Annotated in this window: 12 protein-coding genes; 3 read left to right on the top strand and 9 right to left on the bottom strand. The window is 42.3% G+C overall.

What is annotated here, in order from left to right; all coding sequences use genetic code 11:
* Positions 1–70 precede the first annotated feature (70 nt).
* The 7 genes from J1N09_RS01700 to J1N09_RS01670 form a co-directional block, all read right to left on the bottom strand.
* A complete protein-coding gene (locus tag J1N09_RS01700) occupies positions 71–4099 on the bottom strand; it encodes a tail fiber domain-containing protein (RefSeq protein WP_265197660.1) in 4029 nt (1342 codons plus the stop codon).
* 15 nt (positions 4100–4114) lie between these two features.
* Positions 4115–4264, bottom strand: coding sequence for a hypothetical protein (locus J1N09_RS01695; RefSeq protein WP_265197659.1), 150 nt, complete (start codon positions 4262–4264; stop codon positions 4115–4117).
* Between the two features lie 145 nt (positions 4265–4409).
* Positions 4410–7364: a response regulator gene (locus tag J1N09_RS01690; RefSeq protein WP_265197658.1), complete on the bottom strand. Its 2955-nt coding sequence runs from the start codon at positions 7362–7364 to the stop codon at positions 4410–4412.
* 123 nt (positions 7365–7487) lie between these two features.
* Entirely contained in the window at positions 7488–8174 is a 687-nt protein-coding gene (locus tag J1N09_RS01685) for a DUF5995 family protein (RefSeq protein ID WP_265197657.1), read from the bottom strand.
* Positions 8175–8256: 82 nt separating this feature from the next.
* Positions 8257–8619, bottom strand: coding sequence for a hypothetical protein (locus tag J1N09_RS01680; protein ID WP_265197656.1), 363 nt, complete (start codon positions 8617–8619; stop codon positions 8257–8259).
* A 3-nt stretch (positions 8620–8622) separates the two neighbouring features.
* Positions 8623–8772 (bottom strand): DUF5989 family protein, encoded by a 150-nt coding sequence (locus J1N09_RS01675; RefSeq protein WP_265197655.1) that lies wholly within the window; start codon positions 8770–8772, stop codon positions 8623–8625.
* 11 nt (positions 8773–8783) lie between these two features.
* The gene (locus tag J1N09_RS01670; RefSeq protein ID WP_265197654.1) at positions 8784–10649 is read right to left on the bottom strand and encodes a carbamoyltransferase; all 1866 of its coding nucleotides are present in this window, start codon (positions 10647–10649) and stop codon (positions 8784–8786) included.
* Positions 10650–10707: 58 nt separating this feature from the next.
* Here J1N09_RS01670 and J1N09_RS01665 point away from each other — a divergent pair, with 58 nt between their 5' ends.
* From J1N09_RS01665 to J1N09_RS01655, 3 genes are read left to right on the top strand one after another with little or no spacing between them, the layout of a single operon-like run.
* Positions 10708–11757: an SGNH/GDSL hydrolase family protein gene (locus J1N09_RS01665; protein ID WP_265197653.1), complete on the top strand. Its 1050-nt coding sequence runs from the start codon at positions 10708–10710 to the stop codon at positions 11755–11757.
* Positions 11750–13969, top strand: a complete 2220-nt coding sequence (locus J1N09_RS01660) for an efflux RND transporter permease subunit (RefSeq protein ID WP_265197652.1) — start codon at positions 11750–11752, stop codon at positions 13967–13969. The genes J1N09_RS01665 and J1N09_RS01660 overlap by 8 nt, the downstream gene beginning before the upstream one ends.
* A complete protein-coding gene (locus J1N09_RS01655) occupies positions 13966–15426 on the top strand; it encodes a cellulose synthase family protein (RefSeq protein ID WP_265197651.1) in 1461 nt (486 codons plus the stop codon). Before J1N09_RS01660 ends, J1N09_RS01655 begins: the two co-directional genes overlap by 4 nt.
* 112 nt (positions 15427–15538) lie before the next feature.
* On the opposite strand, the gene J1N09_RS01650 is transcribed toward J1N09_RS01655, so the two are convergent.
* Together J1N09_RS01650 and J1N09_RS01645 are read right to left on the bottom strand one after the other, a co-directional pair.
* Positions 15539–15733: a cold-shock protein gene (locus J1N09_RS01650; RefSeq protein WP_265197650.1), complete on the bottom strand. Its 195-nt coding sequence runs from the start codon at positions 15731–15733 to the stop codon at positions 15539–15541.
* A 472-nt stretch (positions 15734–16205) separates the two neighbouring features.
* Positions 16206–16871, bottom strand: coding sequence for a hypothetical protein (locus tag J1N09_RS01645; RefSeq protein WP_265197649.1), 666 nt, complete (start codon positions 16869–16871; stop codon positions 16206–16208).
* Between the last annotated feature and the right edge of the window lie 96 nt (positions 16872–16967).

Genomic DNA, 16967 nt, shown 5'->3' with positions numbered 1-16967 from the left:
CGTACTAGACGTACGGGCTTTTTTATCAATAGAATTTGGGCAAAAAAAGTAAGGGGAGTTGTTGTTGGTATTAGTTCGAAATCAAGGCCTCCAAACGTTCGATCCTGCTTTCCAGACTCATCCTGTTTTGTTTTTCTGAATCTCGTTCTCTTTTAAGTTCTTCTATCGTAGCCTGTTGTTCCTTCATCGCATTGATGAGTACAGGAATGAGTTCGGTATAATTCACTGAAAGCGTCTTAGCATCATCATCTCTTTCAAGCACAACATTTGGGATAATTTGCTCAACTTCTTGTGCGATTAATCCAAGGCTTTTGTACTCATTATCTGGTTTATCCTTCCAATTGTATTGTTTAGGAGAAAGTCTCATCACTTCTTCCAATCCATATACCAAATCATCAATATCCTTCTTTAGTCTTCTGTCACTAGTGTGGACCACGGCTCCTCCTACTACTACATTTCCACCACCATCTTGCAGGTATAAGCTGGAGGCGGCGCCATTATTCCTCGCTTGTATCTCATTATTGTCCATCGAAATATTTGTTCCTGAAACTGCTCCCATCAGAAAATATCCATGAGATGACAAAGATGTGTCCGGGCCTCCTTCTATCTGCAGGTTCGTATCCGGAGTTGTAGTACCTATTCCCACATCATCGTTAAAGAAATTAGCGGATCCTCCAAATCCCCAACTAAAATACGTGCCATTGTACCAAATCGCCTCAGATCCGTTAACACGAAGAGCAATACCCGAAGCTATTCCTTCGTTTAAATTTGCCACTCCATTCACAGAAAATCTATAGTCAGGAGTAGTGGTACCAACACCCACCCTATTTGCACTGGCATCAACGCGAAGAGTGCCCCCATCTACTTCGAGATCGCCATTGTTATCACTTTGTACAAACAGAGTAGCGTCGGTGTTGGTTATGATTTCATTCGCGTCCAAACGCAGACCGTTCCCAATTTCCAGGGCTCCAGAGCCCACCGTCCCGTTCGCGTCAGTATTATCTGTTATTTCTGTTCTCCCGTTAAAGCGTAATAAATCGCTGTCAAATTCACCATAGATAAGCGCATTATTGGCATTTGCATTCGAACTTTCGATGTACAGTTTAGAGGAACCTGTTTCATTATATCCCGCCTGATACCCTACAAATATGTTGTCAGAAGCCGCGGCTGTGCTGTTGAACCCTGCTCCATTACCTACCACTGTATTTCTGGTACCCGAATTATTTCGTAAAGCACTACTTCCAACTGCAACATTTTGGTCGTTAAGACTTACATGCAAGGCCTCAAAACCTATGGCCACATTACTAGAACTTAATGAATTACTTCGCAAGGCACCTTGTCCAATGGCTACATTTGAGTTGCCAACAGTGTTTGAATAAAGTGCATCATTTCCAATAGCGATATTTCCAATCCCGCTTTCGTTAGCGCTCATTGCATAGCTCCCAATTGCGGTGTTACTAAAACCGGTGGTCGTACTATTCATAGACCATGCTCCTACTGCTGTATTGTGTACGCCATCAGTATTCGACAACAACGAATTATAACCAATGGCCGTGTTATCGGAACTGCTAGTATTTGAAGACAAAGCTGCCACACCTACTGCCGTATTCTCAGATCCAGTTGTATTGTTAACCAATGCGATTATTCCTAATGCAGTGTTGTTGTTTGCCAGATTATAACGTAACGATTGATACCCAACGGCCGTATTATTGACCCCCGTAATATTTTCGTACAAAGCAAAGTTCCCAACCGCCGTATTGTAATTTCCTGAGGTATTTAGACGCAAGGAATTGTTCCCTAAAGCTAGGTTATAACTTCCAGAAGTATTCTCATACATTGCACCCGATCCAATAGCGGCATTCTCAACACCATCGTCGTTATTAAACATAGCGTAGTAGCCCAAGGCCGTATTGTAATTTCCTGTAGTGTTATTTCGTAACGAATTAGTACCCACGGCAACATTGTTGATCCCCAAAGTATTTAGCTGCATGGCAGCCGTTCCAATGGCAGTATTCCGGTTCCCTTGGGTATTTGCACTTAGAGATCCCCATCCCATAGCAACGTTGGACACGCCAATGGTATTATCGGCCAAAGCTTGCACTCCAACTCCGGTGTTTAATTCTCCCGTTGTATTTGCTTCCAATGCCAGCGTCCCAAAAGCTGTATTTGCATTTGCCGTTGTGTTGTTTCGAAGGGCATTATATCCCATGGCAGTGTTGTTAAAACCTGTATTTTGACGTAGTGCTTCATAACCCATAGCGGTGTTATTACTTCCTGTATCATTCAGATATAGAGCGGTGTATCCAACTGCCGTGTTCCGAAGCCCGGTAGTATTATTAAACAGAGAATATGAACCAATTGCCGTAAGTCTTTCAGATAAATTATTTTGTAGCGCCTGGTTTCCAATAGCAACATTATTACTAGCTGTAGTATTATAAAACAAGGAGTACGAGCCCATCGCTACGTTGTTTATCCCAGTGGTATTGTTGTACATGGCTTGGTACCCATGTGCATTATTATTATTCCCAGAAGTATTATTCAATAATGAACCATTCCCAAAGGCCGAATTATTAACTCCATCAATATTGGAGAACATACTAGCGCTTCCAATGGCGACATTTTGTTCACCCGTAGTGTTTGCTATTAATGATCTATTACCCACAGCAATATTTCCTGAGCCAGTGGTATTATTCTGCAATACAGTATAACCAATTGCGGTGTTAGAATTTCCGGTGGTATTACCGGTAAGGGCCGCGTACCCTAAAGCGGTATTCCAATTCCCTTCGGTATTTGATCGAAGACTAACGTATCCAAGCGCTGTATTACTCCCACCTGTAGTGTTATATCGCAAAGCTTCATAACCAACGGCGGTTAAATTATCTCCTGTATTATTTTCTAAGGCGCGATTACCCACAGCAGTGTTGTTAGAGCCCGTATTGTTGTTTGAGCCTGCACCAAAACCAACTCCTGTATTGTTAGAACCTGTGGTATTACCTCCTAAAGCATTACTACCCATTGCCGAATTTTGATTTCCTGTAGTATTCGATCCAAGCGCAAAATTCCCTACCCCGGTTACACTAGTTCCTGTTGTACTAGCCCCCAAGCTAAATGCACCAACGGCAGTGTTACCTAATGCGACGTTCTCTTTTAATGCTTCATAACCAATAGCCGTATTGTTATTCGTACTGTTATTTGCCAACAACGCATTGTATCCCAATGCAGTATTTCGCAGTCCAAGTGAATTGTTTGATAAAGCATAATGTCCAACTGCCGTATTTTCATCGACTATTGTGTTAGCAAGTGCAGATGTTCCAATAGCCACATTGCTATCTGCAGTCGAATTAATAAGCATGGCATTATTCCCTATGGCAATATTGTTGTTTCCATCCGTATTAGAATTAAGTGTACCGGTTCCTACGCCAATATTGCTATAACCAGTTGTGTTATTTTCTAAACTGACGGCCCCAATTCCAATATTTTGGAATCCTGTGGTATTATTATCAAAAGCCCTGAATCCTATTCCCACATTTTGATATCCTGTGGTATTATCACTCATACTAGCATAACCCACCGCGACATTGAGTTCACCTGTCGTATTCGCGCGTAAGGACTCAAAACCTATACCTACGTTGGAATTACCCGTTGTGTTGGCAGTGAGGGATTCAAAACCTATGCCTATATTTCCATTATTACTGCTATCATCGTTCAAACCAGCATTAACCCCCAGAAAGATAGACGAGCCATCATTTGTGCCATCGTCGTCTGAACGACCATCTTGCAGTTCATTGATCTTCTCTGCGCCGGTTCCATCAAAATTGATCCAAGCGGTGGTGTTACTATCCCAATAATAGAATCCTTTGGCCGGGGTTCCACTACCGGTTACAAATACCAGCATACCATCCTGATTTGCACCCGGATTACTGACCGGGAAGTTGTCGATCTTCGGAATTAATATTCCATCGTTGCTGGCCGGGGTGGCCTGGTTAGAAGATTGAATCTCCAAAGTGGAATTCGGAGTAACGGTACCGATCCCCACCTGGGAAATAATAGAGGTGTAACCAGCGAATAAAAAAACGGCAAACAGAATTAATTTCTTCATGACAATGTGTTTTTACTAGTGTTTTATAAAAAGTGTACTCTTCAGGATCTTGTTGTTGTGTACTATTTTCAATTGATACACTCCTTTATTGAGGTAAGACACATTTAGGTATATCTCCTGAGTGTCCAGTTTTTCCAAGGAACCTGAGTAGGGTTTTCTTTTCATTTACTTTTACTAATGCCACCCCCGATTCGGGATTTGAGGAGCACTGATTCAAAACTATATTGGATTTAAAAACGGGAATAACAACCATGTAACAGAATGTAACACGGGTGTAACAATTGAAGTATTTGCTTGTTAGAAAAGGGATTTACAGTCTATCCCGGTACTCTGTGGGAAGGATTCCGAAGGCTTCTTTAAAACACTTACTGAAGTAAGAAGGGTTGTTGAAACCAACTTTGTAGCAGACCTCGTTTATGTTTAATTCTTTATTCTGAAGAAGTTCATATGCGAGTTTTAATCGTTCGGTTCGCAAGAATTCCGAAGCCGACAAGCCAGTAAGTGCTTTCAACTTCCTGTGTAATTGCATCCTGCTCATATGAAGATCCTTACTGAATTCTTCCACCGAGAACGATTCTTCCGTGATCTTTTCATCCAGGACTTTCTTAAGCCGTACGATAAAACGCGCATCTGCATCATTAATCGAAATATCCGCTGGTTTGAGCACGACTTCCTTACTGTATCGCTGGCGCAATTTCGCCCTTGACTTAACAAGATTCTTGACCCTGGTCGAAAGCATCCTTGTGCTGAAAGGTTTCAGGACATAATCATCGGCACCTGTTTCGAGCCCTTCAAATTCACTTGAATCATCGGCTTTGGCAGTAAGTAAGATAATTGGGATGTGGCTGGTGCGTTCATCCTGTTTCAGCTTGCCGCACAATTCAACACCATTAATATTTGGCATCATGATATCGGAGATAATAATGTCCGGAATATTTTCAATTGCAGAAATGATCCCTGCCTCACCATCCGCAGCTTCCAGGACCTTGTACTCCTTGCTGAACATATCTTTCACAAAACTTCGGATATCGTCATTGTCATCCACAACAAGCAATACCGGGATATCGGAGGTCTCTAAATGGTGGGTGTCAACTTCGTTCCGGTCAATGATATGATCCTCTTTAACCGTAACCGATAACTGACCAGGGGCATACGCCTCCTTGTTGATCGGAATTACGGCAGTGAACTTAACACTTGAATCCGAACTATTCTCCGCCTTGATCCTGCCATGAGATAGCACTATCAATTCCTTTACCAGAGCCAATCCAACTCCGCTTCCATGTGAAGCTCCCTGTTCATCCGAATTCCTTCTGCTGAATCGCTCGAAAATAGTATCAACTTCCTTTTCAGAAAAAGTCTTACCACTATTCTCAATCGTTAATTGGAGATTTCCATTCTGTCGGAGGCATTCGAAGTTCACTTCTCCTCCTTCAGGCGAATACTTTACTGCATTTGAAAGCAGGTTAACAACGATCTTTTCTATTGCATCTCTATCGAACCACCCCTTTTCAAATTCATCAACTTTCACACGGTAATTCAGTCTTTTTTCCTGGGCAGCATAAACGAACGAAGCTGACAGTGATTTCAGTAATCCTGTGAGATCTCCCTCCGTAACATTTAATTTGTAATGCTTAGATTCAAGTTTTGAAATGTCCAGTAACTGCTCAATTAACCCCATCAAACGATTTGAATTCCGCTGCATCATTTCGAATTCCTTTCGATCTGTTTCATCAATGCTTGAATTGTCCAGGCGCTTTTCCAAGGGCCCGGAAATAAGACTAAGTGGTGTGCGAAATTCGTGAGAAATATTCTCAAAAAAGGTAGTTTTAGCGGCATCCAGTTCCACCATTTTATCCAGAGTCTTTCGTCGATTCCGATACAGCACAAATAATACGATTAGACCAAGTGCACCAACACCACCTAGGCCGAAAAACAGGTTTCGTTGATTGCGTTGTTTTGCCCCTGACAGCTCATTTTGTGTTTCCAACATTTCAATTTCCTGCTCCTGCTGGGTTCTCTTGTATCGGGCTTCAAGTTCCTTCGCATTATCAATATTCGCCCATGCTGTAAGAGAATCATTTACTCTCTTGTGCTCTTTAGAAAATTCGTACGCCTGTTTATAATTACCCATTTCTTCGGAAGCCAGGTAAAGCAATTTCAGCGATTCCTCTTTGTCTATGTAACTATCCATCTCATTCGCCAGGCCGTTGGCTTCAAGTGCCAATTCATAGCTTTCCGAGTACCTTCCGATTTCATTAAGAATTTCTGCCTTCATGATCAAAGAAAGCATTATTCCAAAGGAGTCCTCGTTTCGCCTGTTCAAATCAATCGCACGCGTTGAGGCCCATAAGGCATCCTCCATCTGCCCGGCTTCAAAATATATTTCACTTAGACCGATGTGATACATGGCTTCTTTCACCAGATATTTATTTTCACTATAATATTTTATGCTTTGCTGTATGTACTCGACAGCTAAGGGATAATTCTTCTTAATCCTTTCGATGGAGGCCAATGATGCAAGCGCAGACATCTGCTGATACACATTTCCCGTTCGCTTGTAGAGATCCAGGGCTCTCTTATTGTATTCCTCGGCTTCCTCAACATTACCAAGATCCTTATAGATAGTTCCAATCGCTGAAAGCGCAAATCCCCTTTCCTCATGGTCCGGGTCCATAAGCATGTAGATACTATCCGATTTAAGTGTGTACTGAAGTGCCCTTTCCATCATTTTATAGCTATACAGATAGGCCTCTCCCATCATGCTATACATATAGGCCGTCTCCTCCCACAGGTTGTTTTCAATGGAAATTACCAGGCATTGATTGGCATAATCAAGCGCCTCCTCAGTTGCCCCGAATCTTGATTTCTCAACGGATAACTTAGTGTACGCCATGGCCAGCAGGGTAGGGTCTTCAGACTGTTTGGCGTAATTCAATGCCTCTTCTAAATTCGCATATATAAAAGTTTCGGCCGACTCGTCCTTTTTAATATACAAACCGAAATATCCCGCCTTTTGCCTATAGTGATGAAAAAGTGCTCGATTGGAATTTTTGCCCTCGCCGTAGTTCTTCAGCTTTTCTAAATAAGCCCGACAACTATCCTCATTATTTCTTTTGAAATGACGAATAAGAGCCAAATAGCTATTCACCCGTGTACTGTCAGGAGCCTCTCCGAAGGCCATCTGTTTTAAAGAATCGATACCCGATTCTTCCTGGGCATAAGTTCCCAGTGTAAAACAAAGAAATAACAGAAGTAGATGCTTCAATGCGGAGTTGTATTTAGATAAAAATAGGGATTTCCATTTTAATGAGCTCGCTTATACAAAGATTGATTGGCACAATAATTATATGATTTCTAATAAATTGGCCCATTAACCTTTTTCTTTACACTAGACAGAGCAAATCGTATCTCCTAGTTCAAGAACTTCAGTCTCGATCTTTTTTCTGAAGTTTTCCATTTCAATATCATTACTTACCTGCAACATAACCTGGGTATTCTTCCAGACGTCCTCACGCCAACTTGAAATGAGCCGGGATATCAAATATTCGTCTACCCTCCCGAAAACTATATCTATGAAGGCGAGGAACCGATTTTCGGGCTCAAGGATACGATCCTGCACCGCATCAATGGTTCGGGCAATGATGTTATTCACATGACAGTGGTCTTCATAGCGTAGCTTTCTTTCTTCTTCGGTCAAGGATTTCCATTCCGGAGCGAGCATATCATATAGGGCAAGTACCAGATCGTAGTTGATATGGGCATTTACACCCAAAACCAGCATTTGGAGTTCACTGAGCTCTTTTTCCAGGGTAGCGTTGTGAGCTGCCAGCCAAACTTCAGGAGTTTGATCACCACAATCAAAGCAACTCAGCCCGTCAAAATAGTAATCGGCGAACCTGTTTAGTAATTTACCGACCCATTCGGAGTCGTGAAACTCATCATTAGATAAGGCGACAAGCATATTCGCACTCATCATTTTATAACAACTCAGGAATACATAACGAGAATCCTGGCAGGTTTTCCATTCCTGAATGCGCCGATCCATCTTGTTAAGAATCAATTGAGAATTGCTCATACCGCCAGTTTATTTTCAATTAAACACCTCTAATTTAAGTATTTTCCGAACTCCTTACCTGTTCGAGCTATCAGGAAAATATTCACCACATCTTCTCAAAACCCTCAGGTTCAAACTTCTTTTCAACCGACTTAAAATTCGTCCCCTCTGGTTTCTTCAATCCCAGGCTGTCGTTTTTTCCAAATAGACTTGCGATCAATGCAACCGGAGACAACACCAGGTAGTACGTTAAAAACAGAAGTACAGTGGAAAGACCTCGGCCGATTAATCCTATCAATCCTGACACCAGGCCGTCTATGATATTGGCCACAATAGGAAACAGGAGTGAAACTAATCCTATCATCAGCATCACAGCGGGTATGATGGTGTACTCCTTCAGAAAAAACAACACAGCCGCACCGAGGAGTAATCCAAGAAAGGTTTTATGAGAGGTCTTGAGTTTCATGGCTTAGAAAAGGGTGTAGATCAAGGAGCTTACCGCAGACGAGCTTCCAATAAGGAACAGAATTGAAAGTATGACCAGGAATATAATGATGGGAGCCAACCAATACTTTTTTCGCTCGGAAAGAAACTGCCACATATCACTGAGAAACTCCATCAATTTTGTTTTTAGTCCTTTGGAAACTCTTTTCGTTCACTCGACGTATTTACCAAATGAACCTGGTCACTTTTGTTATAAAGATAATTATGTATTACTAAATAATCCATTCCTGTATTAATAAAACAGCTATAGGCATCTTCCGGAGTGCATACAATAGGTTCTCCCCTCACATTGAAGCTGGTATTTACGAGCATCCCAATTCCTGTTCTTAGTTTTATTTCTGAAAGCAATTTGTGCAATTTCGGATTCTGCTCTTCAGAAAGAGTCTGTACCCTGGCTGAAAAATCCACATGGGTTATTGCCTGAAAAGAACTTCTTTCAGTGTATAGTTTGTCGAGAGCTGATAGCTCTTTATAACCTTCCGGGATATCTTTTCTGAAATCTTCATTGAGTTGATAAACCTTCAGCATATAGGGAGCGCTCTTTACACCCTCAAAAACAGCAGCAGCATCTTCTTCTAGAATCATCGGTGCAAACGGCCTAAAGGTTTCCCTATTCTTGATCTTTTCGTTGAGAATCTCCTGCATGCCAGGAGAGGATGGATTGGCAAGTATGCTTCGGTTTCCCAGGGACCTGGGGCCAAATTCCATTCGCCCCTGAAACCAACCAACTACGGATCCCTTTTCAAGATAAGTAGCCAATTCCGCGATTAGTTCCTCTTCATTTTCGAACTTTTCACAACTCGCCTTATGCTTTTCGTTCATCGCTTCTACTTCATGATCTGAATAACCCGGACCCAGATATGCCGACTTCATTCCGTCGGATTCAGAATTAAGTTCTCTATCCAGATTAAAATACATGTGATACACCGCCAATGCAGCGCCTAAAGAACCTCCGGCGTCACCTGCCGCAGGCTGTATCCAGATATTATCAAATATCCCCGCTCTTTCCAATTTCCCGTTAGCCACACAATTAAGCGCCACCCCTCCTGCCAGGCATAAATTCTCACAGCCTGTCATTCGCCTGGCTCCCTTCGCCATCCGAATCACGATCATTTCAGTAATTTCCTGTATGGCAAGGGCGAGGTTGCAATGATTATTATCAATGGGATCTCCCTCCTTTCGTTTCGGAAAACCAAATAAGGCCTCCCATTTGTTATCGGGGATCATTCGCATTTTAGTGGTATAGGAGAAGTACTCCTGGTTCAGCCAAATTGACCCATCGTCAAATACCTGGACCAGTTTGTCCAGAATGGTCTTCTTAAAAATTTCTGTTTGCTCCGCTTGTTCATTTCCGTAGGGAGCAAGTCCCATCAATTTATATTCACCCGAGTTCACCCTAAAACCGAGAAAATAGGTAAACGCGCTGTAGAGCAACCCCACCGAATGCGGGAAGTGCATTTCTTTCAGGATTTCAACCTTGGATCCCCTTCCCCGGCCAATGGTTGCTGTAGCCCACTCGCCTACCCCATCGATGGTTATAATGGCAGCATCCTCAAAAGGGGATGGGTAATAAGCACTGGCGGCATGAGAAAGGTGGTGTTCTGAGAACAAGAGTTTAACTTTTGACTTCTTATTCATCCCAAGTTTCCGCAATTCCTTTCGTATCAATCCCTTTAAAAAGAGTTTTTTGTTCAACCAAACCGGCATGGCATTCAGAAATGAAACAAATCCGCTGGGAGCCCTTTGGAAATAGGTCTCCAGCAAACGCTCGAATTTCAAGAAAGGTTTGTCGTAAAAGACAATGGCATCCAGTTCATCAAAACCCAAATTGGCCTCCTGTAAACAATACTCTATCGATTGGGAAGGAAAGTCGGCATAATGCTTTTCACGCGTGAAGCGTTCCTCCTGGACTGCCGCTACTATCTCACCATCAACTAGTATGGCTGCGGCCGAATCATGATAGAAAGCGGAAATACCCAGGATCTTACTCATCAGATGTAAAGATAATATGTATATTAACAATTGTATTCCGACTAGTGTTAATCACCCCATGAATCGAGATTCAGGAAGATCCTTTATCGTCAAAAAAAAGACTGTATTGTGGATACTGTACATCATTGTACTTATCCCTATCTGCCTGGAACTGGCACTGCGTGTTATCAGTGCGAAGCCTTATATTCAAACGGACTACCATATTGAAGTTTCTCCTCCCAAGGCATTCACCGGGCACGACTCCCTGGGCATAGTCCTCAATCCCGGCAACTATGATATTATCCTGAACCGGAAAGTGAAATTCCACACCACTCATACTTCGGCGGGACAGCGTCTTGTTCCGGATACCAATAGTGCAAAAGGACGACCGCAGCTGGCCTTTTTGGGCTGTTCCTTTACGTATGGCTATGGGGTGAATGATGAGCAAACTTTTGCTTCTATCCTTCAGAAGAAATATCCGAAGCTGGATTTTCATAATTATGGTGTTATCGGTTATGGTACTTTACAATCGTATTTTCAGTTGGAGTCATTATTAAAAAATGGTACACCTCCTGAAGTAGTTATTCTGAATTTTGCTTCGGATCATTTCGAACGTAATGCATTAACCAGGAAGTTCCGAAGGGCCATGAAAATAGGTTTCGACCGCTCCATGGAAACAGCACGCGAAATGATGCGAACCTCCAATTTTCCTTATCTGCAAAATCCCGAAGACTCCATCAACTATGAGCGTTGGGAAGATCTGTATTCCGACTGGAGATGGAGGGATAAATTAGCCTCTGTGAACTACATCCAGACACAATCCGACAAGCTCGCAGATAGCAGCAGAGACCTTGTGGACATCAGTGCTGTAATCATAGAGCAAATGAACAAACTATGCCTGGAAAACGATATTCAATTTGTAGTGGTCCTTCTTGATGAGGATGATAGGATCCGCAGGCTGGAAAAAGGTTTAACCAACCAAAAAATCGAAGCGCTGAAAGTAGGTTTTAACTTTAACAGCCCTGAATATACTAACGTTCCTTTCGATATCCATCCTAACCAAAAAGGGCATAAACTTATCGCTTCAAAGATAGAAGATCGAATAAAAACATTGATCCCAGATGAGTAGAAAACTATTATTCATAGGGATACTTGTTGTGATCGGAGCTGGAATCTGGAGCTTGAACAAACTCACCTACACCTTCGAAACGGATCCCCTGGCCTTTGGTACTTCGGAACAAATAAAACAGTATACCGAATACCGACAAGCTTTCGAAGAAGACCGGGAGACAATAGCCATCGGACTCGAAAAAGAAGATGGGTTTACAAACATTCAGGATTATAGAACCGTAAACGAACTTACAGAATCTATAAAGCAGATTCAAGGCGTTTCAGAAGTGAACAGTATTGAGAATTTCGGGCTTCCCGCTTTCAATGGTTTAATTACTGTTTATGAACCGTTTCTACCCATTGAGGATGCATCATCCTTTCAGGCCAAATTCGACCAGCTGAACAAATTCTCCGATATCACCGAGAAGTTTCTGTCGGATGACAGAACTGCCCTCTGCTTCTACATATTCATAGACGAGGAGTTCGAAGATTCCCAAGTAATACAGGAACTCTACCAACGCCTGGATACAAGTGAGTTTTCCAATTCCTACTATGTGGCCGGAACACCCGCTGCCAAAGAAGAAGGGGAGCGATTACTTGCCCGGGAAACTCTTTGGATATCGGTTATAGGCTGTCTCCTGATCCTGTTTTGCATGCTGTGGTTACTGCCCAATTTCCACCGGATAGCGCTCACATTGCTTTTTACCGTTTTTAATGTATCCACAACACTTTTGTTCATGTACGTTTGCAAGATAGAAGTGACTTCATTGAGCTCTGCGGTGCCGAGCATCATTGCTATTCTCTCCTTCACAGACATCACTCATATTCAGTATCATTACAACAAGCTAAAGGAGGAAAATCTAGCCGATGCGGTGATAAAAAAGCAGCTCTTTAAAAAGATCGGACTACCGCTCATTCTTACCTCTGCGTCTAACCTGGCCGGGTTTGTCGTCTTCTTTTTCAACGGTGGGATCGAGATGATCACTGGGCTTGCTCTGGCGGCTTCCTTCGGAATTGTGTTTGCTTATTTTTCTTCACGGGTACTGCTTCCTTTCTTCCTTACCTACGATGAAAGCAACGCTATGCGAAGAAGGCAATCTCAAATTGAAAAACTGGTATCCCAAAAAGTAGATTTTACACAACGGAATTACAAGAAGATCATACTGGTCTCTTTGGTTATCATCCCCCTGATGGTGGCAGGAGCCATCCACTACCAAACTATAGACATGCGTTATTATAACCAGGCCGATCTCGACCTCGGATTAAGCAGGTCCAGTGCTTTTTACGATACGAAATTCCAGGGGATACGGGATATTGAGGTGGTACTTGATTCAGAGGAAGATTTGCTGCGTCCGGAGGTCCTTCAAAGGATCGATTCAATTGAAAAATATCTGTTGAATGAGTACGGGTGCAGGACCACTTTCAGTTTAAACACTGCGGTAAAAAGGCATCAGCGATACTCTACCGGAGGTGATCCCGATGCTTTCAGACTGCCATCGAAAATGACCGCTAACTATAAAGAAGCACTTTACGAAAACCAGTCGGAATTGGGACTAAACTCCGTTTTGTCAAAGGATGGAAAAACCGCGCGCATCATTGGTAGCCTGCCAGATATAGGAACCCATCAGGCCCGACAGAGAAACAAAGCGCTGGAAGAATTCCTGCTAAGTTTTAACGACGAAAATACAACCGCCTATATCAGCGGTAAGGCATATATATTCGACTACAATGTCTTTCACCTGAGCAAATTTGTTTTGTGGGCGTTAGGGATCGGGCTACTACTAGTCGCGATTGTGGTGGCGCTATTGTTCAGATCGGTATTCATCGGACTGGTCACTCTCCTGGCAAACGCCTTACCCCTGTTTTTTGGGGTGCTGGTCATGTTGTTCTTCGGAATTCAACTCAATCCAGGCTCCATTTTTATCCTTACCATCATACTGGGAATAGCGCTGGACGACTCTATATATATTTTAGGACATTATTATTCGTCCGCTAAACAGAGCGGAAGAAAGACGGAAATACTGGTCAAGAGTTTGAAATCGAACAGTTTACCTCTTTTGGCAACCTCGGTAGTGCTTAGTATCTCCTTTCTTGCGCTTACTATTTCGAATTATCATTTCACCATGAGTTTCGGAATAATTATATCTTCCTCACTTATTTTTGCATACATGACAGATATGTTATTCATACCCTCCATGATATTTTGGGCCTTAAAAAGAAGCCGTAAATGATTGCTAAGATCGTCTTCTATTTATGGGTACTGCTGAATTTACTTCTGGCGATCTATATACTCCTCGAACTACTATTATTGTTATTCGCCTTACTAGCACCCAAGAAGAATCCGAAGAAGGATCTCAAGGAATGGCCCAAGGTAACAGTTCAGTTACCCGTGTTTAATGAAAAGTATGTTGTGGAGCGACTCATAGAGGCGGTTTGCGCACTGAAATACCCAAAGGACTTATTGGAGATCCAGGTGCTGGATGATTCCACGGATGAGACTTCGGAAATTATTGCAAAGCAGATAGCATCTCTTCAGATAAAAGGAATTTCAATCAAGCATGTCCAAAGGAAGGACAGGAAAGGATTCAAGGCTGGAGCCCTGGACCACGCCATGGAATTTTGCGAGGGTGAGTTTATCGCGATCTTCGATGCCGACTTCATACCGGACCCCGATTTTCTTCTGAATGCAATCCCCTATTTTCAGAATGAGAAAATTGGCTTTGTGCAAACGCGCTGGTCGCATATCAATGAAAAGTTCTCCTTTATCACCCGGGCACAGGCCATCATGCTGAACACCCACTTCTCCGTGGAGCACCTGGGGCGATCGCACAGCGGTGCTTTTATCAATTTTAATGGAACGGCGGGCGTATGGCGTAAAAGCTGTATTGAAAATGCAGGCGGCTGGCATGACGATACCCTTACGGAAGACCTGGATCTGAGCTTCAGGGCTCAGATGAAAGGGTGGAAATTTAAATACCTATTTAACGTTGAGTCACCCTCGGAGTTACCTGTCACCCTGGACGCGTACAAAACTCAGCAGTTTCGCTGGTCCAAAGGTGCCGCGGAATGCTTCAGAAAGAATATTGGTAAATTGTGGACTTCCAAAAGCGGTATCTGGCCCAAAATAGTGGGAACGGCTCACATGCTTAATTCGTCTGTTTTTATCATAGTGTTGCTATTGATATTGGTGAGCCCCGCAATTTACTGGATGGCCAATGAAGGAATGGTGGATGTTGCTTCTGCGGCTTTCATCTCGAACCTCAGCCTGGGAATGACTGCGTCTATCGCCTTACTTTTCTTTTTAGGACATCTTATGACAGCACGCTCGAAATGGAAAGAAGCCCTATTTTTCCTGCCTAATTTCTACTTATTCCTCGCACTGAGTGTGAGTATTTCGGCGTATATGGTGATGGGGATACTGCAGGGTTACTTCGGAATGCGTTCCGACTTCAACCGGACCCCTAAATACAACATACGGATCAATGACAACCGATCACTAAAGCTGGAATACTCTTTCAAAAAAGAACAAAGTATATTACTTGTTGAATTGATCATCCTGGGGTTTGGTGCACTGATCCTTGCTACGGGCCTGTACGACAGGAATTTCTTTATGATCAATTACGGTTTGATAATTTGCATTGGGTATGTTCTGAATGTATTTTTCCCGAAGAGGATCTTTAGGTTGTAATTAATTAGTGTGTAGTTATGTTTTGAAATTGAATTCTCATTACACTGAAATCTTTAAAATAAAAAAAGCCCCTCCGTATGGAGAGGCCTATGAGTTCGTGATGTTCTGGTATTTAGTTTACCAACTCAACACGTACGGCGTTCAAGCCTTTTTTTCCTTGTGCAGTTTCAAACTGTACTTCGTCGTTTTCACGGATCTCGTCGATTAGTCCGCTCATGTGTACGAAGATGTCTTCGCTTGAATCTTCAGGTGTAATAAAACCAAATCCTTTGGCATTATTAAAAAACTTTACTGTTCCTTTTTGCATTTTGTTTACTTTAATATTTAATAATTGTTGAAATTTCTGAATCAAATTCATATTGATACATTTAATTTATTCATTGGCAATCCACATGATGTATGCAAATATTTGTTACCATTAAAAAGACGAGATAAGTGAAAAAGGAAAAGAGAAAGGATACTAAAAACTAGGGAAGTAAAAATACTACTAGAAGAAAAATAAATCTTGTCAAATAATCCTATCGAACATATTACTACAGTCCTGAATAAGGTGCGATACAAAAATGCTTCATCGCCAATAATGGTGCGAAGGTAGTGCTAATTAATTTAGAAATAGCCTATTTCACTATTTATATTAGGAAATCTGTGCATTTCACAGGTAAACAGGCACTTCAGCGGCATAGTAAAAGTTACACACTGGCCTGGAATTCAGCACAAAAAAGTGGCTGGAAGATCTATAAAAGAAAAACCCGCCTGGTATTGCGGGCTTATTTTAGTCATCAATCTACCGGAATTTCGGGATTATGACTTACCTCAACGAATCCGGGTGGCATCACGTCATTATATCCCTTACTGGACCAAATATTATGACCAGGGGGATACATGCTACTCATCAATGGAGACATGGGTGATCCAAACATCATAGTTTTTGAAATCTTGTCATGTTCGAAACCTGTTCCGTTCGCGTTGTCAATAACATTGAAACAGAACCTCCAGTTCACATCGAAATTAGGCACATCACCCCATTTGGAAATAACCTCTACAATTGTTCCCTCAAATATGGCATTGTTATCTTCGGCAACCATGGCTGCCGGACACATCACAAAGTGATACCCATAGGTAGCCGTGGTCTGCTTGATCTCTGCTCCTCCACACATTCCGGTTTCATCGCACAAGGCGTTCCAGTTGAGATTAATTAACAAACGTCCATCGTACAGATAAGCTCCTTTAAAAGACAATCTGTCAATCGTAGGCTCGGGAATTGTAAAGGCATTGTTATCTGATGTAGAACTAATCTTAATCCCACTGTAGGTTCCGTCTTCCTGATCCATTATATAATAGGTGTTATCTGCTACTTCACCAACCGGATCATGAAATTCATCTTTGCTACATCCTAAGAGTACAAGTACAAATAGGAAACATGCTTTCATTATTAGATTTTTCATATCTCAAGTTTTAAACTAAGCTGAAAGTCGCTGGCGTGAAGTGCGTCAAGAGGTGCTAATGAGGGAATTCCCGAGATAATAGTACCGCCTTTTTCC

This window comes from Aureitalea sp. L0-47 (genome assembly GCF_026126405.1).
Taxonomy (GTDB): Bacteria; Bacteroidota; Bacteroidia; order Flavobacteriales; family Flavobacteriaceae; genus Pukyongia.
The sequence above is the reverse complement of the archived record's forward strand: the minus strand, read 5'-3'. Positions and strand labels throughout refer to the sequence as shown.

Coding starts and splice junctions, on each gene's coding strand:
- J1N09_RS01685 (WP_265197657.1), bottom strand. CDS start 8,174: ATGAGCAATTCTCAATTGATTCTTAACAAGATGGATCGGCGCATTCAG.
- J1N09_RS01665 (WP_265197653.1), top strand. CDS start 10,708: ATGAATCGAGATTCAGGAAGATCCTTTATCGTCAAAAAAAAGACTGTA.
- J1N09_RS01670 (WP_265197654.1), bottom strand. CDS start 10,649: ATGAGTAAGATCCTGGGTATTTCCGCTTTCTATCATGATTCGGCCGCA.
- J1N09_RS01695 (WP_265197659.1), bottom strand. CDS start 4,264: ATGAAAAGAAAACCCTACTCAGGTTCCTTGGAAAAACTGGACACTCAG.
- J1N09_RS01650 (WP_265197650.1), bottom strand. CDS start 15,733: ATGCAAAAAGGAACAGTAAAGTTTTTTAATAATGCCAAAGGATTTGGT.
- J1N09_RS01660 (WP_265197652.1), top strand. CDS start 11,750: ATGAGTAGAAAACTATTATTCATAGGGATACTTGTTGTGATCGGAGCT.
- J1N09_RS01675 (WP_265197655.1), bottom strand. CDS start 8,772: ATGGAGTTTCTCAGTGATATGTGGCAGTTTCTTTCCGAGCGAAAAAAG.
- J1N09_RS01645 (WP_265197649.1), bottom strand. CDS start 16,871: ATGAAAAATCTAATAATGAAAGCATGTTTCCTATTTGTACTTGTACTC.
- J1N09_RS01680 (WP_265197656.1), bottom strand. CDS start 8,619: ATGAAACTCAAGACCTCTCATAAAACCTTTCTTGGATTACTCCTCGGT.
- J1N09_RS01700 (WP_265197660.1), bottom strand. CDS start 4,099: ATGAAGAAATTAATTCTGTTTGCCGTTTTTTTATTCGCTGGTTACACC.
- J1N09_RS01655 (WP_265197651.1), top strand. CDS start 13,966: ATGATTGCTAAGATCGTCTTCTATTTATGGGTACTGCTGAATTTACTT.